Annotated in this window: 22 protein-coding genes; 12 read left to right on the top strand and 10 right to left on the bottom strand. The window is 69.1% G+C overall.

The window, feature by feature from the left end; translation table 11 throughout:
- Window positions 1-165 precede the first annotated feature (165 nt).
- The 5 genes from E8A74_RS42870 to E8A74_RS42850 all read left to right on the top strand — a co-directional run bounded on the left by E8A74_RS42870 (window position 166) and on the right by E8A74_RS42850 (window position 6288).
- Window positions 166-768, top strand: coding sequence for an OmpH/Skp family outer membrane protein (locus E8A74_RS42870; protein ID WP_136934927.1), 603 nt, complete (start codon window positions 166-168; stop codon window positions 766-768).
- A 25-nt stretch (window positions 769-793) separates the two neighbouring features.
- Window positions 794-1738: a UDP-3-O-(3-hydroxymyristoyl)glucosamine N-acyltransferase gene (locus E8A74_RS42865; protein WP_136934926.1), complete on the top strand. Its 945-nt coding sequence runs from the start codon at window positions 794-796 to the stop codon at window positions 1736-1738.
- Between the two features lie 26 nt (window positions 1739-1764).
- Window positions 1765-2205 (top strand): 3-hydroxyacyl-ACP dehydratase FabZ, encoded by a 441-nt coding sequence (fabZ, locus tag E8A74_RS42860; protein ID WP_136934940.1) that lies wholly within the window; start codon window positions 1765-1767, stop codon window positions 2203-2205.
- Window positions 2202-3629, top strand: coding sequence for a DNA methyltransferase family protein (locus E8A74_RS42855; protein ID WP_136934925.1), 1428 nt, complete (start codon window positions 2202-2204; stop codon window positions 3627-3629). The genes fabZ and E8A74_RS42855 overlap by 4 nt, the downstream gene beginning before the upstream one ends.
- A gap of 184 nt (window positions 3630-3813) precedes the next feature.
- Entirely contained in the window at window positions 3814-6288 is a 2475-nt protein-coding gene (locus E8A74_RS42850; protein WP_170229807.1) for an MXAN_6577-like cysteine-rich protein, read from the top strand.
- Between the two features lie 41 nt (window positions 6289-6329).
- On the opposite strand, the gene E8A74_RS42845 is transcribed toward E8A74_RS42850, so the two are convergent.
- The 4 genes from E8A74_RS42845 to E8A74_RS42830 form a co-directional block, all read right to left on the bottom strand.
- On the bottom strand, window positions 6330-6680 hold the full coding sequence (locus E8A74_RS42845; RefSeq protein WP_170229806.1) for a thioredoxin family protein: 351 nt from the start codon (window positions 6678-6680) through the stop codon (window positions 6330-6332).
- Window positions 6681-6875: 195 nt separating this feature from the next.
- On the bottom strand, window positions 6876-7547 hold the full coding sequence (locus tag E8A74_RS42840; protein WP_170229805.1) for an anti-sigma factor: 672 nt from the start codon (window positions 7545-7547) through the stop codon (window positions 6876-6878).
- Window positions 7548-7593: 46 nt separating this feature from the next.
- Complete coding sequence (locus tag E8A74_RS42835; RefSeq protein ID WP_232379995.1) at window positions 7594-8127, bottom strand: RNA polymerase sigma factor; 534 nt, start codon at window positions 8125-8127, stop codon at window positions 7594-7596.
- A gap of 4 nt (window positions 8128-8131) precedes the next feature.
- Complete coding sequence (locus tag E8A74_RS42830) at window positions 8132-9190, bottom strand: TQO small subunit DoxD (RefSeq protein ID WP_136934921.1); 1059 nt, start codon at window positions 9188-9190, stop codon at window positions 8132-8134.
- Window positions 9191-9307: 117 nt separating this feature from the next.
- On the opposite strand from E8A74_RS42830, the gene E8A74_RS42825 reads away from it, so the two are divergent.
- From E8A74_RS42825 to E8A74_RS42810, 4 genes are all read left to right on the top strand, one after another.
- A complete protein-coding gene (locus E8A74_RS42825; RefSeq protein WP_211365584.1) occupies window positions 9308-9874 on the top strand; it encodes a TetR/AcrR family transcriptional regulator in 567 nt (188 codons plus the stop codon).
- A 108-nt stretch (window positions 9875-9982) separates the two neighbouring features.
- Window positions 9983-10645 carry a Rossmann-fold NAD(P)-binding domain-containing protein gene (locus E8A74_RS42820; RefSeq protein ID WP_136934920.1) on the top strand — a complete coding sequence of 221 codons (663 nt, stop codon included), beginning with the start codon at window positions 9983-9985 and terminating at the stop codon, window positions 10643-10645.
- Window positions 10642-11343, top strand: coding sequence for a TVP38/TMEM64 family protein (locus E8A74_RS42815; protein ID WP_136934919.1), 702 nt, complete (start codon window positions 10642-10644; stop codon window positions 11341-11343). The genes E8A74_RS42820 and E8A74_RS42815 overlap by 4 nt, the downstream gene beginning before the upstream one ends.
- Before the next feature lie 34 nt (window positions 11344-11377).
- A complete protein-coding gene (locus E8A74_RS42810) occupies window positions 11378-12043 on the top strand; it encodes an SDR family NAD(P)-dependent oxidoreductase (RefSeq protein WP_136934918.1) in 666 nt (221 codons plus the stop codon).
- 135 nt (window positions 12044-12178) lie between these two features.
- On the opposite strand, the gene E8A74_RS42805 is transcribed toward E8A74_RS42810, so the two are convergent.
- Together E8A74_RS42805 and E8A74_RS42800 are read right to left on the bottom strand one after the other, a co-directional pair.
- Window positions 12179-12487, bottom strand: a complete 309-nt coding sequence (locus E8A74_RS42805; RefSeq protein WP_136934917.1) for a hypothetical protein — start codon at window positions 12485-12487, stop codon at window positions 12179-12181.
- A gap of 651 nt (window positions 12488-13138) precedes the next feature.
- Window positions 13139-14977: a hypothetical protein gene (locus E8A74_RS42800; protein ID WP_136934916.1), complete on the bottom strand. Its 1839-nt coding sequence runs from the start codon at window positions 14975-14977 to the stop codon at window positions 13139-13141.
- Between the two features lie 160 nt (window positions 14978-15137).
- Between E8A74_RS42800 and E8A74_RS42795 the strand changes: the two genes are divergently transcribed.
- Both E8A74_RS42795 and E8A74_RS42790 read left to right on the top strand, forming a co-directional pair.
- Window positions 15138-16037, top strand: coding sequence for a hypothetical protein (locus tag E8A74_RS42795; protein WP_136934915.1), 900 nt, complete (start codon window positions 15138-15140; stop codon window positions 16035-16037).
- Window positions 16038-16195: 158 nt separating this feature from the next.
- A complete protein-coding gene (locus tag E8A74_RS42790) occupies window positions 16196-16495 on the top strand; it encodes a hypothetical protein (protein ID WP_211365583.1) in 300 nt (99 codons plus the stop codon).
- A gap of 65 nt (window positions 16496-16560) precedes the next feature.
- On the opposite strand, the gene E8A74_RS42785 is transcribed toward E8A74_RS42790, so the two are convergent.
- Window positions 16561-17691 (bottom strand): TauD/TfdA family dioxygenase, encoded by a 1131-nt coding sequence (locus tag E8A74_RS42785; RefSeq protein WP_136934914.1) that lies wholly within the window; start codon window positions 17689-17691, stop codon window positions 16561-16563.
- Between the two features lie 221 nt (window positions 17692-17912).
- On the opposite strand from E8A74_RS42785, the gene E8A74_RS42780 reads away from it, so the two are divergent.
- Window positions 17913-20228, top strand: coding sequence for a nitric-oxide reductase large subunit (locus tag E8A74_RS42780; protein ID WP_136934913.1), 2316 nt, complete (start codon window positions 17913-17915; stop codon window positions 20226-20228).
- A 172-nt stretch (window positions 20229-20400) separates the two neighbouring features.
- Here the strand turns inward: E8A74_RS42780 and E8A74_RS42775 are convergent, their stop codons facing one another.
- Genes E8A74_RS42775 through E8A74_RS42765 form a run of 3 tightly spaced genes read right to left on the bottom strand, consistent with a single transcriptional unit; the run spans window position 20401 to window position 24103 of the window.
- Window positions 20401-22713 carry a glutamine amidotransferase gene (locus E8A74_RS42775; RefSeq protein WP_136934912.1) on the bottom strand — a complete coding sequence of 771 codons (2313 nt, stop codon included), beginning with the start codon at window positions 22711-22713 and terminating at the stop codon, window positions 20401-20403.
- Entirely contained in the window at window positions 22710-23483 is a 774-nt protein-coding gene (locus tag E8A74_RS42770) for a DUF4159 domain-containing protein (RefSeq protein ID WP_136934911.1), read from the bottom strand. The genes E8A74_RS42775 and E8A74_RS42770 overlap by 4 nt, the downstream gene beginning before the upstream one ends.
- The gene (locus E8A74_RS42765; RefSeq protein WP_232379994.1) at window positions 23483-24103 is read right to left on the bottom strand and encodes a hypothetical protein; all 621 of its coding nucleotides are present in this window, start codon (window positions 24101-24103) and stop codon (window positions 23483-23485) included. Before E8A74_RS42765 ends, E8A74_RS42770 begins: the two co-directional genes overlap by 1 nt.
- Window positions 24104-24222: the final 119 nt, after the last annotated feature.

The following is a 24222-nucleotide window of genomic DNA, read 5'->3' as shown; positions in this document are numbered from 1 at the left end:
TCCGACATAACCGCGGTGACAAACACGACGCAAGGGCGATGCCGCGCACCCTTCCCGCTTTTCTCCGCCGGACCTCATCGTACGCCGGATCCGCTTCCTGCGATCGCGGCGTGCGGCGTGCTTGACCGCCTCACCGCGCGCAGGTAAGCGAGCTTCATCGCCTTCATGCTACTGCGTCGCCTTCCCCGCCTTCACGCGGCCCTCGCCGCCACTGTGCTCTCCGCGCTCGTCTCCCTCGCCCCTGGCTCTGCCTCGGCCGAGAACAAGATCGCGGTCGTCGACGTCCAGCAGGCCGTCATGCAGACCGAGGACGGCATCCGCGCGCAGGGCACGCTGAAGAAGCTCTTCGACAAGCGCCAGAAGGAGCTCGACGCGAAACAAGAGGAGCTCCAGCGCGCGCGCGAGGACATCGAGCGCCAGGCCCGCGTGCTCTCGCGCGAGGCCCTCGCCCGCCGCATGGAGGACTGGCAGCGCCGCATGGTCGAGCTCCAGACGAGCTTCGTCGACTACAACAAAGAGCTCCAGAAGAAGCAGGGCGACCTGACGGGCCCCATCCTCCGCAAGATGATGGGCATCATCACGCGCCTCGCGAAAAAGAACGGCTACGAGCTCATCCTCGACCGCTCCGCGACGCCCTACGCGCGGCCGGATCTCGACCTCACCGAGCAGGTCGTGCAGATGTACAACTCCGGCGGCGACGGCGGCGGCGACGCCCCGCCCGAGGGCGGCGGTGACAAACCGTCGGGAGGCGGCGACGAAAAGAAGTAGCGCCGGCGCCGTCCTGCCCGCGCCCGTGCCTCTTCACGAGCTCGCGGCGACGCTCGGGGGCATGCTCGATCCGGGCCTCGAGGACGCCGTCGTGTCCCGCGTCGCTCCGATCGACGCGGAAGCCTCCGAAGGCACGACGACCCTCGCGCCGCTTCTTTCGCGCCGGTACCTCGAAGCCGCGCGGGCGAGCGACGCGTTTCTCCTCGTCGATGGCCCGCTCGCCTCGCTCGTGCCCGCGGGCAAGCGCTGGATCCACCCGCGCGCGGCGTACGCGCTCGCCTGCGTGCTCGAACGGGTGCCGCAGCCCGCGCCCGTGGACGCGCGCGCGCTCGCGCGGATCGATCCCCTCGCGAACGTCGATCCCACGGCGATCATCGGCCCCTTCGCCGTCGTGTTTGCCGGCGCCGAGATCGGCCCGCGCTGCCGCATCGAGCCCCACGTCGTCGTGTATGGCGGCGTCTCGCTCGGCGCGCGTGTCGTCGTCGGCGCCTCGTCGGTCCTCGGCCGCCCCGGCTTCGGCTGGGCGGCGTCGCCCGCGGGCGGCGTCGTGCGCGTGCCGCAGCTCGGCGGCGTGATCATCGAGGACGACGTCGAGATCGGCCCGCTTTGCACCATCGACGCCGGCACGCTCGGGCCGACCGTGATCGGCCGCGGCGCCAAGCTCGACGCACACGTGCACGTCGGCCACAACGCCGCCGTCGGCGCGGGCGCGCTCATCGCGGCGCAAGCGGGCTTCGCGGGCTCGTCGCGGATCGGCGCGGGCGCGCTCGTCGGCGGGCAGGTGGGCGTCGCCGATCATTGCGACGTGGGCGCCGGGGCGCGGCTCGCCGCGAAAGCGGGCGTCATCGGCGACGTGCCTGCGGGCGCCGTGTTCGGCGGGTATCCCGCGGTGGACAAGGCGCGGTGGCTCCGCGCGACGGCGCGGCAGCTCGAAGAGCCGGGACGCAAACGGAAGGGACGGTCCGGGTGACCGAAGGGGCGAACGTGAAACTTCCGATCGAGGTGCGTGAGATCCTCACGATCCTCCCGCATCGGTATCCGATGGTGATGGTCGATCGCGTGACGGAGCTCGTGCCGGGCGAGCGCATCGCGGGGCACAAGTGCGTCGCGTACAACGAGCCCTGGTTCCAGGGCCATTTCCCCGCGCACCCGATCATGCCCGGCGTCCTCATCGTCGAAGCCATGGTGCAGATCGGCGGCCTGCTCGCGCACGCGTCCGACCCTGCGCCGGGACCCAAGCCCAAGGTCGTGCTCTTCCTGGGCATCGACAAGGCGCGCTTCCGCAGGCCCGTCGTGCCGGGCGACAGGCTCGATCTCTCGGCCACGGCCTTGCAGCGTCGGGGCCCGGTGTGGAAGCTCCGGGGCGAGGCGCGCGTCGACGGCAACCTCTGCGCCGAGGCGGAGATGCTCGCGCAGGTCGCGGACGCCTCGGCGTGACAGCGCCCTCGCGGCCCTCGCGCGTCGAGCGTGGGGACTGGCAGACGCCCCTCGAGCTCGCGCGGCAGGTCTCCCGCCTCGCCGCGCGGCTCGGCGCGCGCCCGTCCTCGATCCTGGAGCCTACGTGCGGCAAAGGCGCGTTCCTCACGGCGGCGGCGGAGGTCTTTCCGGACATCCCTGCCCGCGGCTTCGACATCGACCCGGGCCACGTCGAGGCGGCGCGCCTCGCGCTCGCGGGCGCCCCGGTCGACGTGCGCCTCGGTGATTGTTTCGAGGTCGCGTGGGAGGACGTGCTCGCGGCGATGCCGGATCCGGTGCTCGTGCTGGGCAATCCGCCCTGGGTCACGAGCGCCGATCTCGGCGCGCTCGGCTCGCGGAACCTGCCGCCGAAATCGAACTTCAAGCGATTCCGGGGCCTCGACGCGCGGACGGGCAAGAGCAATTTCGACGTCTCGGAGTGGATCCTCCTGCGCCTGCTCGCGGCGCTCCGCGGCCGTGATTTCCGCATGGTCGTGCTCTGCAAGAGCAACGTCGCGCGGCGGGTGATGGAGCACGTGGCCCACGAGGGGGTCCGGGTCTCGGGCGCGACGTATCGGATCGACGCGCGCGGCGCATTCGACGTGGCGACGGCGGCCGTGGTGATGACGCTCGCGTCGAATCCGCCGGGCGGCCCCCCGGCGCGCGGCTGGGCCGTCTTCGATTCGCTCGACGCCGAAATTCCGCGGCGAACGATGGGCGTGCACGGCGGGCGCATTTACAGCGACATCGATCGACTCGAACGCACGCAGGGCCTCGAAGGCCAATGCACCCCGGCGTGGCGCTCGGGGCTCAAGCACGACTGCGCGCCGGTGATGGAGCTCGAAGCGAAGGACGGCGCGCTCGTCAATGGCCTCGGCGAGCGGGTGGACATCGAACAATCCGTTGTCTTTCCGCTGCTCAAGGGCTCGGACGTGGCGAATGGGCGGCGCCCGGGGAGGCGCTTCGTGCTCGTGACGCAACGCTCGCTCGGCGAGGAGACGCGGACCTTGCAGGATCAGGCGCCGCGGGCGTGGGCCTACCTCGTCCGGCACGAGGAGAAGCTCGACGTCCGCAAGAGCTCCATTTATCGCGACAAGCCCCCCTTCTCGGTGTTCGGAATCGGGCCGTACACGTTCGCGCCCTACAAAGTCGCGATTTGTGGTCTCTACAAGAAATTCTCGTTCGCGCTGGTCGAGCCGCACGAGGGGCGCCCGGTGGTGCTCGACGACACGTGTTATTTCTTGCCGTTCGAGGCCCGCGAAGAGGCCGAGGCGGTCCTCCGGGCCTTGCAGAGCGAGGCGGCGCGGGCCTTCTTCGAGGCGCGTGTCTTCTGGGAGGACAAGCGGCCCATCGGAAAGGGCCTCTTGCAGTCGATCTCGCTCGAAGCGCTCGTGCGCTCCGGCTGAAACCGCCGTCCCCCGCCAACGCCGCCCTTCCGCACGCTGTGGTCATGCGGAGCACGCACATGCGTGGCTCTCCGCGGAGCGGACAATGATACTATGGAAGGCTGGTCGAGAATTTCTTTGACGCCCAAACGACTTCTACGGGGATGAATCAATGACCAGATTCCGAACTTACGCACACCAACCCATGACGACGGTCCTCGGCGCGTGGCGGGGAGGGCTCGCGCTCTCCGCGCTCGTCGCGGCGTTCATCGCGGCAGGCTGCTCCGGGGAGGGCGGCGGCACCGGGGGCACAGGCGGCACGGGGGGCACAGGCGGCGCGGGCGGCGTCGGGGGCACAGGCGGCGGGCCCGCTTGCGCGGCCGGGCAGGACAGGTGCGACGGGGCGTGCGTCGACCTCGACACGAACCCGCTGAACTGCGGCACCTGCGGTCATGCGTGCGCCCCGGGCGAGGTCTGCTCGAACGGCGCATGCGCCCTCACCTGCGGCGGCGGCACCACGAAATGCGGCGAGCTCTGCGTCGACACCAACCTCGACCCCCAGAATTGCGGCGCGTGCGCGAGCGCGTGTGCAGCGGGTGAGGTCTGCTCGCAGGGCGCGTGCGCGCTCACCTGCGGCGGCGGCGCCACGAAATGTGGGGAACTCTGCGTCGACACCTCGAACGACCCGGCGAACTGCGGCGCTTGCGACAACACCTGTCCCGCCGGCGAGGTCTGCTCGCAAGGCGCGTGCGCGCTCACCTGCGCCGGTGGCACCACGAAATGCGGCGACGCCTGCGTCGACACCTCGAACGACCCGGCGAACTGCGGCGCTTGCGACAACACCTGCGCCGCCGGCGAGATCTGCTCGCAAGGCGCCTGCGCGCTCACCTGCGTCGGCGGCGCCACGAAATGCGGAAACGCCTGCGTCGACACCTCGAACGACCCGGCGAACTGCGGCGCCTGTGGCAATGCATGCGCCGCCGGTGAGGTCTGCTCGCAGGGCGCATGCGCGCTCACGTGCTCCGGCGGCGCCACGAAATGCGGGAACGCCTGCGTCAGTATCTCGAACGACCCGGCGAACTGCGGCGCCTGCGGCAATGCCTGCGCCGCCGGCGAGGTCTGCTCGAACGGCGCATGCGGGTTCACCTGCGCCGGCGGCACCATGAAATGCGGAAACGCCTGCGTCGACGCGACGAACGACCCGGCGAACTGCGGCGCCTGCGGCAATGCCTGCGCCGCCGGCGAGGTCTGCTCGCAGGGCGCATGCGGGTTCACCTGCGCCGGCGGCACCACCGCGTGCGGCAACGCGTGCGTCGACACGAAGAACGATCCGGCCCATTGCGGCGCTTGCGGCAATGCCTGCGCGGCCGGCGAGGTCTGCTCGAGCGGCGCCTGCGCGTTCACCTGCGGCGGCGGCACCACCGCGTGCGGCAGCGCGTGCGTCGACACGTCGAGCAACAAGGCGAACTGTGGCGCCTGCGGCAATGCGTGCTCGTCGAGCCAGGTCTGCTCGGCCGGCGCCTGCGCTTGCCTCCCCGGGGAGAGCACGTGCGGCGCGAGCTGCGTCAACCTCTCCGACAACAGCCTCTCCTGCGGCGCTTGCGGCACCACGTGCGGCGCGAACCAGGTCTGCGCGGCCGGCGTCTGCGCGAACCTCACGACCGGCAATGGCCGGGTGGGCGGCACGTACACGGGCCTGTTCCCGCCGACGGTCGGCGTCCTGTATGCGGGTGGGACGACCGACCTCCAGACCAAGCTCGTGGCCACGGCCTCGTTCGCGTCCGTCGGCTTCGTCAACATCAACTCCACGACGCCGACGCTGGCGCAACTGAAGGCGTACGACGCCGTCGCGGTCATGACGTACCTGTCGGTCACGACGGGGTTCGGCGACAACCTGGCCGACTATTATGAGCAGGGCGGCGGCGTCGTGCTCTTCGATTACGAGTCGCAGGAGACGGGCACGTATGCCCTGAAGGGCCGCTTCGCCACGCAATACACGCTCTCGACGCCCATCGCGGACGTCGCGTTCCTCACGACGAAGGTCACGCTCGGGACCATCCTCGAGCCGGGCAGCCCGCTGCTCACGGGCGTCACGACGTTCGGCTATCAGGGCTCGTCGCCGTACCATATGCCGGCGTCGGCGTTCAACAAGAACAACCCCATCGTCGTCGCGTTGTTCTCGGACGGCACGCCCGCCTTGGTCCGAGGCGTGGTGTCGAGCGGCCCCGCGACGGGGCGGCCGCTGATCGAGATCAACGGCTTTGGCCTTTCGACCACGGGCAACAGCACGATCGGCTGGGATACGACGACCGACGCCGCGAAGCTCATTCGCAACGCGCTGTACGCGTCGATGCCGCTTCCTGCGTTCACGACGGCGCAGGAGCTCAGCTTCCCGGGCCAGGCGCTTGCTACGCAGAGCGCGCCGCAGACCGTGACGTACACGAACCCGTCGGGCAATCCGCAGACGATCACGGCGTTCACGCTGAGCGGGAGCCACATTGGCGAGTTCTCGGTGACGCCGTCTTCGCCCTTGCCGGTCACGGTCCCGGCCGGAGGCACGTTCACGGCCGACGTGCGATTCGCGCCCGCCGGCACGGGGCTCCGGGCCGCGACGCTCGCGGCGAGCGTGACGGGCTTATCGACCAAGGCCACGACCCTGCTCAAGGGAACGGGGATGTGATCCGAGGGAGAATGCTCGAGGAGACCTTCGCCCTCGGGCCCTCAGATCGGCGGACATGCGCGTCCGCGGACCTCGCCGATCGCTGAAGCGAGCTTCTCCTGCGTCTGGACCCCGACCATCCGCAAGACCTCCGCGCCCTCTGCGTCAATCCCGACAAATGTCGGCAATGCCCGGACCTCGTAACGCTCCGCGAGCGCCTCGCCCTCGGGCTCGTCGATGTTCACGTGCACGAGGGATCCGTCTGCCTCGGCGAGGCACCGCCGCTCGACTTGGTTCACGATGGGCGCCATCCGCGCGCAAGCAGCACAAGAACCGCTCGTGAATTCAAGGAGCCTCGGTTGTCCGCCGGTCGGCAGGTCCCCGCCGCCACGCCGCCCCGAGCCACTCGGCATGGCGCATGCCGTCGCGGAGCCCATTGCGCAAGGGGCAACCGAAGCCGCACCTCGATGCGCATCCGACCGAGCCAGGAAAACGCCAAGAGCGACCGCCAACGTGGCGAGTGATGCGATGGCAGTCGCCGCGACGCGAACCCGGTTCGATGACCTCAAAGACATCTCCTCACCTTTCCTTCAAGAAACAAGCGTCGTTCACGGAGCCTCGAGCGCTGCGGCGAGCGTGGTTTCGCTCGTCTCGGCGACAGCCAGCATGGGTTGCTGCGTGGTCTTCGCGCAGATCCGATTGCGGAGCGGCGCTCGCGCGCAACGAACCTCGCCTCGCGATAACGATTCGGCCGCCACCGCGGCGCTCGATCCCGGCCTCGGCACGAAGACGGTGACCGGTTTGTCGTCCTGCATGTACATGAGCGCAGCCGTCCGATCACCCTCGAGCTGGCAAAGGCGCGCCCCGAGCAATTTCGCTCCGGGCATGGAGGGCACCACCACCGCATAGCCGAGCCTCTGCTCCAGCCACCGAGCGAGGACCGCGGGATCGGACGAATCGAGCTCGCACGGTTTTTCTCTGGCGAATCCTCGCAGGTGGTGGCTCACGAGCTCATCCGCCATCGCCTGCGCGATGCCGCCACGCGAAAGCAAGAGCACCGCCCCCACACCCAACGACGCCGCCACGAGCAATGCAGCGACCGCGAGCCGACGCCGAGGACGCGCGGGCGTGTCGAGCGATTTCGTTTTTTGTACGACGCGCGCGGGCACGTCGGCTCTGGCCGAGCGTCGCAACGAATGCCGTGTCTGTGCGAGGACATCAGCCGTCTCGCGGCAAACGGCGCACGATGCCAGGTGCGCCTCGATGCGCCTCGCTTCCATGGGGTTCACCTCCCCGTCGTGCCATGCCGAGACATTGTCGAATTCGTCACATCTTGCCATGATGCACCCCACGCGCTCGATTCGCCTCGGAGAGCCCCTCGAACAACGCTGCCCGCGCCCGCGCCAGACGCGAACGCACCGTACCCACGGGAGAACCTTGCACCGACGCGATTTCCTCGTACGAGAGCTCCTCCACCTCGCGCAAGAGCAGCGCTTCCTTCCATTCGGGCGGCATCCCATCGAGGGCGTGCGTCACCCGATCGTCGAACGAACGGCGCAGGATCTCCTCCTCGAGATCCTCGCTCGGCTCCGGCGCTTCTGCGCCCTTGCCTCCCTGGATCACCTCGAAGCGCCGCGCCGCCCCGCGAACCCCATTCAAGAGCACCGTGCGTTGCACCTGAAAAAGCCAGGCCCGCATTCGCTCCTCGTCCCGCAGATCACCTCGCTTCTCCATCGCCCGCACCACGGTTGATTGCACGAGATCCTCGGCATCCGTCTCCGAGCGGGTCATCTTCCTGGCCATCCGGAAGAGCGCCGGCAGCTCAGCGACGAGACGTTCGACGAAAGACCGACCCGGCACGCCCTCACTCCCTCGTGGCCAGCCGCGGTGTGATGTCGAGCCCCGCCTCCCACACGGCGCCGCTCACATCCGACACCCGCACGCGGGAATGCCCCGGCGATGGCACCTCCGACGGGATCGGCAAAACGACGTCCGCGACGCTCCCGAGCGGGAGAACGAGCCCATGGGGTCCGGGGTGAACCTTCACGAGATAATGGTTCGTGATCGCGCTCGCCGGCAGCGAAGCCAAGGCCCGCGCGTCCCAGCCATGAACCGGTTTTCCCGCTCCGTCGAGGATCACGATATCCACGATGAACGCGCCATACGTGTCCGGCCCTCCGTCGCGCGCGAGCTTCAGCCGCAGCGCGCCCGCTGGATCCAGCTCCGCTACCGCAATCGTCACGTGCGGCCGCACCGAGTGATTGTGCAGCTTGCCCCAGACGCCGCCGAAGAAAATCTGGTTCGTCGCGAGCGTGAGCGCGAGCGTCGCTCCTGCGAGGGCGATCCCGCCGCGGCGGACGATCCCCGGGCGAAGCGGCAGCGGACCCGAGGCGAGGAGCGCAAAGGCGCGGCTCGCACGAAGCCGTGGAAAACGCGAGGTGAGGGCGGCATCGAGCCCAAAACGTCCGGCGCCCCCGAAAACGACGGACATTCCACCCGCGATCCCGAGCACACCGATTTGCCACTCGTCGAGGCACGTCGACCCGATCCACCCCGCGCCGAGCAGGATGCCCCCCGACAACATCACGACGCCCGCGGCCGCGGCGCGCGTGAGGAGCCCGAGCATCAGCCCGAGCCCCGCCGCCCCTTCCAGCACGGTGAAGACCACGAGGAAGGGGTGTAGCACCTCGGGGTGCCGCACCAGCCAATCAAGGAGCCCACGCACGCCGATTGCGTGCGGCAGGAAGTGGTTGAACTTCTCCCCGACGTACCCCGCCGCATCGGGCACCATCTTTTCCGGTTCGAGCACGAGGCGCCGCCAAAGCGCGGAGAAAAAGAGCCACCCGGTCACGAGGCGGAGCGAGAGGAGCGCGAGGGTCGCGTCCTGCGTGGGCGAGCCGGCAGAGGAAGGAGCTTCTTGCATGCCGCTCCGGAGGACACGACGAGCGACCCACAAAGTTCCCGGGTGGTCCTGCGCTCCCCTTCAAGCCTCGCTCCGGAACACGTTGACAAATATTGATCCAGTTGTCACAGTGTCGCCATGGCAGCGACCATGAAAGAGGACGAGGCCGCCGCGCGCCGCTCGAAGATCCTGCTCGCCGCGCGGTGGTGTTTCCTCCATTTTGGCTTCGCGAAGACGTCGTTCGAGGACATCGCCAAGCGCGCGAACCTCTCACGGACGCTGATCTACCGGGTCTTCAAGGACAAGGAAGACATCTTCAGGGCCGTCTTCGCCGACTGGCTGGTTTCGCGACATCCCTTGGCAAAACAGGCGGTGACCGCGCCGGGCAGCCCGTACGAACGCTTGGTCGACGTGTGCAGGGTGATGGTGCTCGAGCCCTGGTCCGACATGGTCGGAGCGCCGATGGGCAGTGAGTTCTTCGACGCCTGCGAGCGGATCGATCCCGACATCGACGCGCAGCACCGAAAGGTCGCGCTGGAGTGCGTCGCGACGATTCTCGGGGACGAGGAAAAAGCTGACGTCTTCCTTCTCTCTCTCGATGGTCTCCTTGCGGATCAACCGACCGTTGCCGTGCTCGAACGACGGCTCCGAATCCTCGCAGAACAGTTCGTTCCGCCGGCGAAAAAGAAAGGAACACGCGCGTGAACCACGACGACCCCTCGGAGGGCTTCGCACCATGAGTACCGCATGGACCACGCGCATTGCAGGGATTCGGTACGCGCTCTGATCTCGGGGGATGAAGAGGACGTTACGATGAAGCTCATCCTTTTTGGCACATCCGGCATGGTCGGCGCAGGGGCCCTGCGTGAAGCGCTCAACGCCTCCGACGTCGAGTCGGTGCTCAGCATTGGACGACGCCCTTGCGGCGTCACGCACCCGAAGTTGCGCGAGCTCCTGCTGCCCGATCTCTTCGATTTCGCCGCCGTCGAGGACCAACTCGTCGGCTACGACGCCTGTATCTGGGCCGTGGGCATCAGCTCCGCCGGTCTCGACGAACCCGCCTACGCGCGCGTGACCGAGGAGCTCACGCTCGTATGGGCGCGCGCGCTCCTCCGGCTGAACCCGGAGTTCTCCTTCTGTTACTGCTCTGGCGGCGGCGCTGGCGGGCCCGGAATGTGGGCTCGCGTGAGGCGGCGCGTGGAGGAGTCCCTGCGCGGGATGCCCTTCCGTCACGCGGGGAGCGTCAGGCCTGGCTTCATTCGGCCTGGCCCCGGCATTCGGAGTCGCACGTGGCAGTACCAGGTCGGCATCGTGCTGCTAAAGCCGCTGTTTCTCTTCGTTCCGCTCCTCGTGCGCGTCTTTCCGTTCTTGTTTACCACCTCGGAGGTCCTTGGGCGCGCCATGCTCCGCGTCGTCGAAGGAAAGGCCGACCGGTTTCTCCTCGAATCGGCCGACATCAACCGGGTCGGCGCATGAGCGAGGCGACGCGCTCCCTCCGCAACGCCAAGCTCGGCGTCGTCGCGCTGGTGCTGCTCACGCTCGCCGGTGCCTATCACTTCGGGATCTTCGCGCAGGTCGCCGAACCGAAGATCCTGGCCGAGACGCTCGTCGCGAGGGGCGCGTGGGGCTACCTCGCATTCATCCTGGCGTACACGGTGCTGCAGCCGTTCGGCGTCCCTGGGACGATCTTCATCGTCGCAGCGCCGCTGATATGGCCGTGGCAGACAGCCTTCGCGCTCTCGATGATCGGGACGATGTGCGCGAGCGTCGTTGGATTCTCGTTCGCGCGCTTCGTGGCGAAGGACTGGGTCTCGGCGCGTATTCCTGCCCGGCTCCGCAAATACGACGCGTCGCTCGAGCGGAACGCATTCCAGACGGTCGTCGTCCTTCGTCTGATTCTCTGGATGCCGCAGGTGCTCCACTCCTTCTTCGGCGTCTCGAAGGTGGGGTTCTGGACCCACTTCTGGGGCTCGCTCGTCGGCTACACGCCGACCCTTCTCCTCGTGAGCTACCTCGGCAGCGAGATGTTCGATGCGTCGGGGAGGATTCAGCCCGGCGCGTGGCCGATCCTCGCCGGCCTGCTCATCGCTTCCCTGCTCATCGCCGCGCTCCATCGAGCCTACGAGCGCCGTCGCTCCTCTGGAGATCTCCGGAGCGCAGAGCGCGGCGTCTAGGCGCTTCGCTTCACCACAACCCATGGGGAAACTCATGAAGCACGATCTCGAAGGCAAAGTGATTCTGATAACCGGAGCAACGGATGGCATCGGCAAGGCCGCGGCGATGGATTTCGCCAAGCGCGGCGCGACGATGACCATCGTCGGACGCAACAAGGAGAAGACCACGCAGGTGCTCGCAGAGCTGAAGGACGCGAGCGGGAACCAGAACCTCGACCTTCTCCTCTGCGATCTTTCGCGGATGGCCGACGTGAAGCGCGCCGCCGAGGCATTCAAGGCCAAGCACGACCGGCTCGACGTCCTCGTGAATAACGCTGGCGCGACCTTCAAGCGGCTTTCCGGAACCACCGCGACGGCGAACTGCTTCGAGCCGGGCTCGGTCCGGACCCAGTTTGGCGGCTTCGGGTCGGACATGGGGCTTCTGATGAACCTGGTGTACGCAGTGGCGAGGCCCTTCTCGAAGACGCCGGAGCAAGGTGCGGACTCCCTCCTCTGGCTCGCAACCTCGCCGGAAGCGGCGTCGCGCAAGGGGCAATTCGTCTCGAATCGCCGTCCCGTGGATCCATCAAAACAAGCGCTGGACCCAAAGCTCGCGGCCGACCTGTGGACGTTGAGCGAGAAGCTCTGCGCCGAGGCCAAAGCTCGCTCTCCGCTTCTTCCGTCAGCTCCGCCAACGCTGACGGGTCCAGCGGCGCCGTAGCGTCCTCCACGTCCGCCATGCATGCTGCGCTGAGGAGCACTGCCGAGAACGACAATCCGGACACTGCCGCGATCTTCTTGATGACCACGGGGCGAGCCCCCGTCGCCGGCACTTTTTAACAGTCATGCTCCCGCTTCATCGCCGCGCGGGTCTGCAACTGTTCGTGTAGATGCTGAACGTCCAGCCGGGCGGGCAAGAGGGGGACGGTCGGGGGGTGTCGCGATAAGCCGCGATGCAGAACCGAGACCACGGAGGCCGCACGAAGCCGGGCGGACAACGACGGCGCTGCGCGGCGAGCGCCTCGCCGGCGCTCGCCTCGTTCCCGATATCGACGTCCGCGTTTGCCTGCGTTTCATCCTCCGTGGCCATCTCCGCCAAGCAACCAGCGATCCCCAGCGGCGCGCATGCCACGAGCATCACGAGCATACCCTGAAATCGGTTCATGACCCCTCCCCGCCGGAGGGCATCCCCGCGACGAAATCGTCGCGGTTTCGCCTCCCGGCTTTACGAGAAACCTGCGGAGGCGGGCCTCTCGTGTCGAGAGGGCCCGCCTCCCCATGATGCGCGTCGTCCACAAGGACGTGCTCGCCGAGGCGTTCGAGAGCCTCTTGGAGGACCCTCTCGACCCTCCCCAACGACCGTCCCATCCCCCTGCCAAAGGCTCTCGTCCCTGTTCGAGAACAGCGCCATCCCTCCTCAAGACGCTCTCGACCCTCCCAGAGGACGCTCTCGTCCCTCCCCTTGCATGCTGACAATCCTCTCCGAAACCCTCCCAACCGCCGTTCGGGACCCCTCGCCCCGTCCGGGACAGGGTTCTCCTTCACCGCGAGGACACGCGCGACCCTCTTGCAGGAGGGTATCGTCCCTCCCCGGAGGCCCTCTCCTTCCTCCCCGAGACACCTGCGCCCCTCTCGGAGGCGGGTCTCCTCCCCCTCGAGGACGCTCCCAACCCTCTTGCAGGAGGGTCTTCCCCTCCCGGAAGACACGCGCACCTGTCTCTGGAGACCGTCTCACCCCTCCCGGAGACGATCTCACCCCACCCGGCGAACGGTCCTGCGAAGGACACCGTCGGAGAGGAGGAGGCTCCCGCTCCCCTCACCACGCCCCCAGCGCATACGAAAACGCCGCCGACGTCCGAAACATCCACGCATAACGGCGGTAAGGCCGCAGCATCCAATCGTCCGGGCTCTGGAAGAGCTCTCCCGTGAACGTCTCGTAGAGCCCCGGCGAGCCGAGGATCACGCGGCGAAACCTGGGATCCGGCTCGCCGAGGAGGCGCGCGAATGCGTCGGCCCAGGCGAGCGCGCCCATCACGTCGGCCGCGTGCGCGGCGCCGTCGTGATCGGTGTGCGTGGAGCCGTCGGGGCGAACGAGGTAATCGGGCGTGAGCATCCTCGAACCATCGGGCAACACGCGCACCTTCGAGGCCGCCGAGAGCATCCTTCCCATGCGCACGATGAAGCGCGCGATGCGCGGGTCTTCCCATAATGCATGAACGCGCACCATCGCATCGACGAGCAACGCGGACATCCACGGCGAAGCGACGAGCTCCTCGCCGGCCTCGTCCGGATCGTGTTGTGTACCGAAATGGTAAAGCCCGCCGTCCACGACCGCGCCGACTCGCGCGAACAGGCCGCCGGGGCGGCTCTGATCCTGATGCCAGAGCAGATCCTCCACGATACGAACGACCCGCGCGCGGTCCTCCTCCCGCCCGCGGAGCTCGAACGCGATCGTCGCGGCCAGCAGCTTGAACGCCACATGCCTCTCCGTCCACGCCTCGCGCAAACGCTCGCCCGTGCTCTTGCGGACGGGCGAATAGGCGGGCGACCAGCGCGAGGGGACGTCCGCGAAGGCCGCGACCAAGGCGTCGAGCTTGTCGAGGATACGATCGTCCCCCGTGAGCCAAAACATGAGGGCGAGGCACTCCACGTAGGAGTATTTCGGATCCCAGGCGGGCTCCTTGGCGGCGTCCTTCGGATCGGGCCGCGGCTTGCGCCACGAGAAAAACGCCGCCTTGGGGCGCGCCTCCGCCGAGGGATCCCCCCGGTGCTGCCGCGCGAGCACGAGGAGGCGCTCGTAAAAAACCGACGCGCGCACGGCCTCGCGAAGCACCCGGGCCGAGCCGCCCCGGAGGTACAGGACGAACATTGCGGAGGCCCGATCGTAAAGCCAGGCCTCGCCGTTGTTGTCGAGGTTCGTCCGGTAGGGGCTATCGCCGGCCGGCTCGTTCAGGAGGCCATAAAAATAGTTTTTTTGGGCAACGTCGTACGCGAGCGGCCACGGCAGGCGCCGGCCGTGGAGGAGCGCGGGGGGATCCATGTCTTCGCCGACGCGATCGTCGAGCGGCACGAAAGGCGTACGCAAGGCCCCTTGCGCGAGGAGCGCCTTGGGCAGGACGACGTAGACGGCGGGCTCGGTGACGAGGTCCTCGGGCGTGAAGCTACCTGTCGCCACGGAATGAAACCCCCGCCGCGGCGGGAGGAGGTCGGGGATGTCGCGTGTGCGCTCCGCGGCGCCCCATTCGACGATGACGGACGTGGGCTCCGGCGGGCTCGTCGGGAACGTATGAATGAGCTGCACCCGCGCGACGCGCACCCAGCGCCCGGAGCGCGCGGGATCGGTGAGGTGCCGATAAGGGGTGAGCTCCTCGACGTGCGCCGGGATCTCCACGCCGCCCTGGAGAACACGCACGGTCGCGAGGCCCGCGCGCGTGAGCGATTCCGGTGGCAATGGGAGACCAAACGTCACGAGGTGAGGCCCGCCCGATCGGACGCCGGGCGCAGGCACGAGCGTCGCAGAGATACGGCCGACGGGCGCGCCGGGCGCGTGAAAGCTGCGGGGAGACGAGAGAGGCGCGCAAGCGAGCGAGGAAAGGCCGAGGAGCAGCCCCACCAGGGGTTTTGCGCGCAGGTAGGACGGACCGGCGTCGAGCATGACCCCTTTGGATGCCGAAGGGTCCCTTGTCATCACGGCGGACGGGGTGTCTTCCTCGGCGCGGTCGAATCCTCCTTCCGCCCCGCGACGTCTTGACGTGGCTCGCCGCCGGGTGGAGGATGGCGCTCCTCCTCCCATTTCCAACACGAGCAGGATATCGATGCGCCCCCTCGCAATGGCTCTTGCCCTCGGCTTCAGCGCGGCTTCGTGGACGACCGCGGCCTTCGCCGACGTCGTCCCCAACCTGCCGATCACCTGTCCGAGAGGCACCGAGAAGGCATTGAGCCACGGCGGGCCCTATTGCTCCCCGCCGCTCCGCGCGGATTGCCCGGCCGGCTACGTGCCGAAGATCCACCACGCGACGTCCTATTGCGAGGCGCCTCCGCCCGCGCCCTGCCCCAAGGGCCTGCACTGGGAGTCGGACGGGCCGGACACGGCCTCGTGCGTGCTGAACAACAGTTGCGGCAAGGTGGGCGAGGCCTGCGAGAACGGCGCATGCGAGGAGCTCTCGTTCTGCATCGAGCACCGGAACATGCACCGCTACGTGATGCCCGTCGCGCACGGCACGTGCAGGTCCCAGGCCGATTGCGCGGGGATTCCCCGCACCAAATGCGAAAAACGTTTGACCTGCGCGGACCCGGCGACGCGAAAAAACGAGGCCGCGCGAATCGAGGCCGCCAAGAAGGTGCCCGCGAGCGCCGTCCCCGCGCCGTACGTGGCGAGCCAAATGGGCGGGGCCCCGCCGCGCTACCCGGTGCTCAAGGAGGGCCAGAAGCTGCCGGCCTTGCCCGACGTCCCCGAGCCGCCCGACGATACGCCGAGCAGGCCCCCTGCGCCCGAGGGCCCGCCGGACGCTGGCGCAGCCTCCCCCCCCACGGAGCCAGGTCCGGGGGAGACGCCGGTCGATGTGCCGCCCGCCCCACCGAAACCGCCGAGCGGCGGCGGATGTGCAGGGTGTGAGGTGAGCGGGTCGGACGACGACAGGGTCGGCTGGGCCGCGCTCATGTGCCTGCTCGGCGTGGGTATCGCCCTGCGGCGCAAAGGCAAGGGAGGAGGCTGAGCAGCGCCGCGATCCAGGTCACACGAACGCAGCGCGTAATCTCGACGCAGAGAAGCTTGCCACGTCCGTTAACACATCGTAACATCCGCGATAACGGACGTCACGGCAGAGGTTGCTTTCCTTCCTTGCCTCGTGTTGGGACGTCGAGGAGCGCTTGCATGAAGAATTCGCGAACAAGCTCGGTCTTCGCCCTGGGTTTTGGCTCGTTGCTCGCCGTGGTCGCGCTGGCCGGCATGACCGGTTGCGGCGACGACGAGAAGACGGGTGACACGACGTCCAGCAGCTCGAGCTCGGGCTCGGGCTCGGGTGGCGCGGGCGGCGGCACGGGCGGCGCAGGCGGCGGCACGGGCGGCGCAGGTGGCGTCGGCGGCCAAGGCGGCGGCGGTGGTGCCGGCGGCCAAGGTGGCGCCGGTGGCGCCGGTGGCCAAGGCGGCGCCGGCGGGCAAGGCGGCACCTGATCGAGGGATGGCCGTGAGCACGAGGGGCGCTCGTTCGCGCCCCTCGACGCTCGATCGCGCTTGATTCATTTCCGATCGAAATAGATCCCCCGGAGCCACCGGGCGCCCGAGAAGGCCGTCCTTCCGTGCAGCATCCGGTGGTTGTCGTAGAGCACGAAATCACCCGGTTCGAGCCGGAGGCGGACCTGGTGGCGTGGATCCCGCACGATCTCCGCGAACCGCGTATACGCTCGGTACCAGGCCTCCATCTCCGCGAACGAGGCCTCGAACGGCGCGAGCGTGAAATAGGAATATCGCACGAGAAAGCCGCTCGGGCCCGCCATCGTGAGCAGCGGGGAGACGACGACCCGCTCGAACGATTTCTGCTTTCGGTGAAACCGCACCGGGAGCGTCGTCAGGCGCTCGAACGCCGGCGCGTCGATCGACGCGATGTACCGCGCGGCGGCGAGCGCGTCGCAAAAGAAGCTGTCCCCGCCCACGTCCGCCGTCCGGATGCATTGCAGGAGCTGGTAACGAGGCGGTTTGTCGAGGAACGGCTGATCGGTGTGGAGATCGATCCCCGCGTCGGTATACCCGAGCTGATCGGTGTTCTGGTTCGTCGTGTTGTCGGTGCGCAGGTCCTCCACGCGGCCGAAATGCGTGCCGACGAGGGAGAGCCCGGCGGCGGAGAACGCCTCGATGAGCGGCTCGGTGTCGTCCTCGGGCGAACGCCCCCACGCCGCCGACGAACCCCGCACGACGCAAAGCCCCTCGTGGCGCACCCGGGCGACGCAGGCCTCCACGAGCGCGGCGAGGTCCGAGCATCGCCCCGCTTCGAGCGTCACCCGCGCGGCGTCTGCGGGCGGCGGCGGGACCTCGACGCGGCCCGGCGCATACGCGTGGGCGCGGAGCCATTCGAGCTCGTAGCTGCTTTGCCGGCCGGAGGGCTCGTCCCAGGTGACGAGCACGCGGCGGCGCTGCGTGTCGAGGCCCACGCTCCGGGGGCGCGCGCCGAGCGGGACCTCCGAGGCATCGAGCGTGCGCTCCCCGGTCCGCGGGTGCCGGTCGACGTCGCATTGGTGGCGAAGCCAGAACCAGTGGAAATCGGCGTGCGAGGGGCTCCCGGCGCCGAAATGGACACGAAGCCACCCCTCGTGGGGAGCGAGCGAGGGGCCGGTGTCCGGTCCAGGGACCAGGTCAGGAGATGTGGGTGACATGGCGGATGCTCGTCCATCATAGCGGACATGGGCCACGTCGGGAAGAGACTTTCGGCGCAGTCCTCGGGGGTCTGGGGGTGCGACGGGGGCGATCGGCCACGAAGACAAACGCAACGTAACGGAGCATTTGATGCGTCTCCGCTCGAATTCGACACGCGTTTGCTCTTGAAATTGGTCACCCGGGCGCGCACAACGGTCCCACCCCACGCGGGAGGTATTCAATGCGGCATACGAGGCTGTGGGCAGCGTTCGGCGCGGTCATCGTGCTTTCCTTCGCTGTCCTCGGTTACTTCGGATTCGAGATTTATCGCAAAGCACCACCGATACCGGATCGTGTCGTCGTGGCCTCGGACGGCCGCGCGCTCTTCACGGGTCAGGACATTCGTGACGGTCAGAACGTCTGGCAATCGCTTGGCGGCCAGCAGGTCGGCTCGATCTGGGGGCACGGCGCCTACGTCGCCCCCGACTGGTCGGCAGATTGGCTGCACCGCGAGGCGACGTGGCTCCTCGACGTCTGGGCGCAGGACGAAAAAGGGACCACCTTCGACAAACTCCCCGCCCCGGAGCGCGCCGCGCTCGTCGAGCGGCTCAAGGCCGAGATACGCACGAACACCTACGACGCGGCGTCCGGCGCGCTCACGGTGAGCCCGCTCCGGGCCCGCGCGATCGAGGCCGTCTCGAAGCATTACACCGGGGTGTTCGGCACCGATCCCGCGATGGCCGAGCTGCGCGACGCCTACGCGATCCCCGCCGCGACGCTCAAGGACCCCGAGCGCCAGCGCCTCATGAACGCCTTCTTTTTCTGGGCGGCCTGGGCATGCGGCACCGAGCGGCCCGGGGAGAACGTCACATACAGCAACAACTGGCCCTCCGAGTCGCTCATCGGCAATCACCCCTCGGGCGCGATCGTCGTGTGGTCGGTCGTGAGCTTCGTCCTGCTGCTCGCCGGGATCGGCGCGCTCTCGTGGTATTTCGCGGCCCAGCGCCACCGCCCGACGGAGGATCCGGTCTACCCCGAGCGAGATCCGCTGATCGGCCAGCAGGCGACGCCCTCGATGCGCGCGACGCGCAAGTATTTCTGGGTCGTCGCGGCGCTCATCGTCGCGCAGATCGCGCTCGGCGCGGTGAGCGCGCATTACGGCGTCGAGGGCTCGGGCTTCTACGGCATTCCCCTCGACCGGTGGTTGCCTTATGCCGTGACGCGGACGTGGCACGTCCAGCTCGGCATTTTCTGGATCGCCACGGCGTGGCTCGCCACGGGCCTGTTCATCGCGCCGGCCGTCGGCGGGCACGAGCCCAAATTCCAGCGCGCGGGCGTCCATTTCCTGTTCGTGTGCCTGCTCGTGATCGTCGTCGGCTCGCTCGCCGGCCAGTGGTTCGCGATCCGGCAGAAGCTCGGGTTCGAAGCGAATTTCTGGTTCGGCCACCAGGGCTACGAATACGTCGACCTCGGCCGCTTCTGGCAAATCTTCCTGTTCGTGGGCCTCTGCCTCTGGCTCTTCTTGGTCGGTCGGGCCCTGTGGCCGGCGTTCAAGAAGGGCGGCGAAAACAAGAACCTGCTCGCGCTCTTCCTCGTTGCCTCCACGGCGATCGCCCTTTTCTACGGCGCGGGGCTCATGTGGGGGCGGCAGACGAACCTCGCGATGGCCGAATACTGGCGCTGGTGGGTCGTTCACCTCTGGGTCGAGGGCTTCTTCGAGGTCTTCGCCACGGTCGTGATCGCATTCCTCTTCACGCGCATGGGCCTCCTGCGTCTCGCGACGGCGACCTCGGCCGTGCTCTTCTCGACGGTGCTGTTCCTCTCGGGCGGCATCATCGGCACCTTCCACCACCTCTATTTCACGGGCACGCCGACCTCCGTCCTCGCCCTCGGCGCGACGTTCAGCGCGCTCGAGGTCGTGCCGCTCGTCCTCATCGGCTTCGAGGCCTACGAAAACCTCACGCTCACGCGCGCGAGGCCCTGGGTCGCCGCGTACAAGTGGCCGATTTACTTCTTCGTGGCGGTCGCGTTCTGGAACCTCGTCGGCGCGGGGCTCTTCGGCTTCTTCATCAACCCGCCGATCGCGCTCTATTACATGCAGGGCCTGAACACGACGCCCGTCCACGGCCATACCGCGCTCTTCGGCGTCTACGGCATGCTCGGCATCGGCCTCATGCTCTTCTGCCTGAAGGGCCTGTCGACGCACCGCGCGTGGAAGACGGGCGTGCTCTCCTTCGCGTTCTGGACCATCAACATCGGGCTCGTGTTGATGGTGCTCCTCAGCCTGCTGCCGCTCGGCCTGCTCCAGACCTGGGCCAGCGTCGAGCACGGGATGTGGTACGCGCGATCGGCCGAGTTCCTCCAGACGCCGCGCATGGACACGCTGCGATGGCTACGCATCCTCGGCGATACGATCTTCGCCGCAGGCGCGCTCGCGCTCGGGTGGTTCGTCCTCGGATTGAAGACGGGGTGGTCGCTCCGCGCCGAGGGGGATCCAAGCACCGAGCGCGAGCGCGAGGCGCTCCAGATCGGGCAGCCCGCGGAAAAAGAGACCTGACGGCGCCCCGCCTCCGCTAGGACATCGATCGGTTTGCAACCGCTCGATGTCCTAGCTCTTTTGTCCCGAGGGGGACGCCTCGCGTCCCCCTCTCGTCCGGGCAAAGCCCGGACGATTCACCCCCCGAGGGAAGATCGCTCCGCGATCTTCCGAGCATCGAACAGTCGATGCTCTAGGACAACCCGCCCCGCCTCCGCACGATCCAGTGCACCCCGACGAGCATCGCCGCGCCGAGCGTCCAAGCCCAGGGCGGCAGGAGCGGCGAGACCCGCCGCTCCGCCGCGATCTGCGTCGCCGCCGGCAGCGGTAGGCTGCTGATCTGATCCACCGTCACGCTCTTGCCCCCGGTCGCCGCGGCGATCGCCGCGAGCCGCTCCGGATCGGGCCGCGTGTCCGCCCACTCGTCGCCGCCGCGCTCGCACGCGAAGTCTCGCCGGGTCGTCGGACCGCGTTGCGCCGAGGCCGACCCGTCCGAAGGCGCCACGCCCGCCTCGTTCGGCACGATCTCCACCGTCGCCGAATAACCGCCCGGCTGGAGTTTGCCGGCGTCGAGCGAGAGCGGCTCGCCTTTGCCGTCGAGCCGCGCCGAGAGCACGCGCGCCTCCTCGCCCGTGCCGAGCTTGCGGATCGTGATCTTCGCGTCGCCCTTTTGCCCAGGCAGCGGCCGCAGCGTGAGGGTCGTGTTCTCCCCGGCGATGCACCCGTCCGCGAGATCCACGACCGCGGGCTCGAAGCGCGGGTCGCGCATGAGCCAGCCGAGCATCGCGTCCCAGAACGCGCCGTGCGCCCTCCCTGCCGCGTTCGCCGCGAAGGCGCTGAACAAAAGCCGGTGCGAGCCGTCGATGGCGAGCGCGATCGTCCGCCCGCTGCCGTGCTCGCCGAGCGCGAGGATCGGCATCGGCCCGCCCTTCGGCGTCCTGCGTGTCGGGTGCTCGAGCAGCACCGTCGCGCCCGGCCGCGCGTCGCCGACCACGTTCGCGCCAGGCATCTCGGGCCACTCCTCGCCGATGAGATCCCGCAGCGGCCCGAGCACCGGCGCGGCGCGGCCCGCCTCGGTCGTGCGCGGGACGAACGAGGCCACGTCCGCGCCCTGCGCGTCCGGCCCGCGATCGAGCTCGACGGGCAGGACCTCGGCGAGCGGCGTACCCGCGTAATTGCCGGGCACAAACGCATCCGGGCCGCCGACCATGATCAAGCCGCCGCCCTTGTCGACGTACCGCGCGAGCGATCGCAGGTGCTTCGCGAGGCCATACGGCGCGGCGTTGAAGTCCTGGAGCACCACGGCGTCGAAGCTCGGCAGGTGCTCGCTGAAGAGCTCGTCGACCGGGAACGGGATGAGCGCAAGCTCCTCCGACGGCGCGACCACGTCGTCGGTCGGCGTGCGCAGAATGAAGAAGGCCACGACGTCGACGGACGCGTCCGCCTTGAGCCACATGCGGAGCGCGCGCACGTCGTACGTCGGCCGCCCGGCCACGTGCAGCACGCGCACGCGATCACGCGCGACGTCGATCGTCATGTACCGCGTGTCGTTGTCCGGCACCGCGTCGCCGTCCGGCGCGTCGATCGACACTTCGAGGATACGCGCGCCAGCGCGATCGAGCGTCACTTCGAGCTCGAGCGTCGCCGATCCGCTCGACGCGCTGGCCTTGCCCGATGCGAGCAACGTCGGCTCGCCGCTCTCGCGCAGCTCACGCAGCGACACGGGGATCTCGTCGCAGTCGAGCCCGCCCGCGCAGCCAATCTCGATCCGCAACGTGAGCGGCTGATGCGCGACCGCCGCGCCTGCCGCGCGCACCGCGCGTACGCTCGCGTCGCGCGGCGCCTCCGTCGCGACCGCGACCGCGTGCACCGGCACCGTCAGCGTCCCCAGCGCGGCGCGGATCGCCTCGCCCGCCTGCGCCTCGCCGGGCCGATCCAGCCTTCCATCCGAGAGCACCACGATCGCCGCGGGCCGCTCATCCGCCGCGCGCGCGACCGACTCGATCGCGCCGGCGAGATCCGATCGCGGCATCGGCCGCGCCGCGAGCAACGCCTGCCCGAGCCGACCTTCCGCCCCGCTTTGCGCCGCCTCGGGCGCGCCGTCCGCGAGCGCGGCGGTGAGCGGCGTCGGCGCGCCTTTGCCGAACGCGAGCCCGTAAAGCCGCACGTCTGCGCCATGCTTCTGCAGCTCGCCGAGCGCGCGCGCGGCCTCCTGCCGGCGCGTCTTTCCCGCGGGGCCCGGCAGATCGAGCGAGCGCGACGCGTCGGCGAGCACGACCACACGGGGCCCCACGAGGCTGCCCTTGCTCTGGATCGCCACCGGCCGCAGCACCGCGAAGAGCAGGCCGATCGAGGCGAGCGAGCCCGTGGCAAACGCGGCGATCCGCGAGCCCCGCGAGCGCCTGAGCTCGATCGCGAGCAGCACGATGCCGAGGACCGTGAGCAGGGCGGCGAGGAGCTGGAAGGACGGCGCGAGATCCCCCGACGGCGCGAGGCTCGTCGTCATGGCGAAGGCTCCGCCGCACGGCGCCGCATCAGGAAGGGCGCGTGCACCTGATCGTCTTTGTAGTTCGAGCAGAGCACGAACATCGCCACGTTCACCGCGAGCCGCGCGGCCTGCTCGCGTTGCGGCTCGCCGTTCGGCACCACGACGAACGGATGCGTCCCGTTCGCCGCGCGGGCGAGCGCGCCGAGCACGTCGTGCTTGGCGAAGATCACCTGCGGCACGCCGCCGCGCAGGATCGCTTCGAGCTTCGGCTCGCCCTCGACACGCCCGACGGCGCGACGGAGCAGGTAAAACGAGCGGAACAGCACGTTCTCCGTGCCGATCGGGATCGGCGCGCCGTCAGGCAACACGCGGGCAAGCTCGCGCCGCGCGGCCTTGCCGAACGCGGCCGACTCGGGGGCGAAATCGTCGACGAAGAGCACGCCGCCGAGCGCGAGGAAGCGCCGGATGCCGAGCACCTCGCGCTCGGTCAGGGCGGGCACGTCGTCCTCACCGCCCCAGATCGCAAACGGCTCGGCGAGCAGCGCGGGCGCGTCGGCGCGCACCGTCGTGGGCGTGAGGCGCGCGGGCGCGCTCGTGCGTCGCGTGAGCTCCTCGGACCAGCGCGCGGGCCCCGTCGTTCGCGCGCCTTCCCAGCGCGCCGTCCCCGTGAGCAGGATCCGCGGATTGAACGCCCCTTCCTCCCCGAAGGCCCGCGACGGCCGCGGCACGAGCGCGACGAGCAGGAGCGCCACGAGCACGAGGAGGACCGAGCTCACCCGCGCGCGCATCAATCGAAATCCTCCACGTGCCAGACGCCCGCCTCGCGGCGCAGCTTCACCTCGTGGCCACCCGGCACCTGCACGGTCGCGCGATCGCCGGCGACCTGCACCTCCAGGCCCTCCGGATGCTCGAGCCCTTCGACGAGCGAGCGCAGATCGTTCTCGATCGCGCTTCGCGTGGACGGCGAGAGGACCCGCAAAAGCCCGGCGTAGCTGCGCCGCGCGAGGACACGCCGGAGCTGCTCGAGCGCCTGCGCGGGCGTCTTCGCGCCGGCGGGCAGCGCGTCGGCGGCCGAGATCCGGAAGACCCCGCCTTCGAGCTCCAGCGTCGCGTCCTCGCCGTCCGCGTATCGCATGCGGGCGTGGGCCTTGATCGTCACGGCGGGCGCAGCGAGGGCCTTGGCCTGATCGGCGAGCTCGCTGCGCTCCTCGGCCACGATGCGCCGCACGTCCTCGCGCGAGAGGCTCCGCTGGCCTTTCGTGGTCATCATGCCGTGGATCGCGTCGGCGTCGCCGCGCGCGGCCGCGTCGGCGTAGGCCTTCACGGCGTCCTTCGGGTCGGGCATGGCGGAGCCGCCGCACGCGGCGAGGGCGAAGGCGAGGCACGCGAAGGTCACGAACCGGGGCACGGGCGGAGCCTAGTACAAAACAGACGACCCGGGGCCTCGACCTCGCGCGCCGGACGACCTCGACCCTCGATCCCCCTGGTCGCTGGGACGTGGGAGCGGTACAGGTTGGAGCGGATCTC

This window comes from Polyangium fumosum, assembly GCF_005144585.1.
GTDB lineage: Bacteria > Myxococcota_A > Polyangia > Polyangiales > Polyangiaceae > Polyangium > Polyangium fumosum.
The sequence above is the reverse complement of the archived record's forward strand: the minus strand, read 5'-3'. Positions and strand labels throughout refer to the sequence as shown.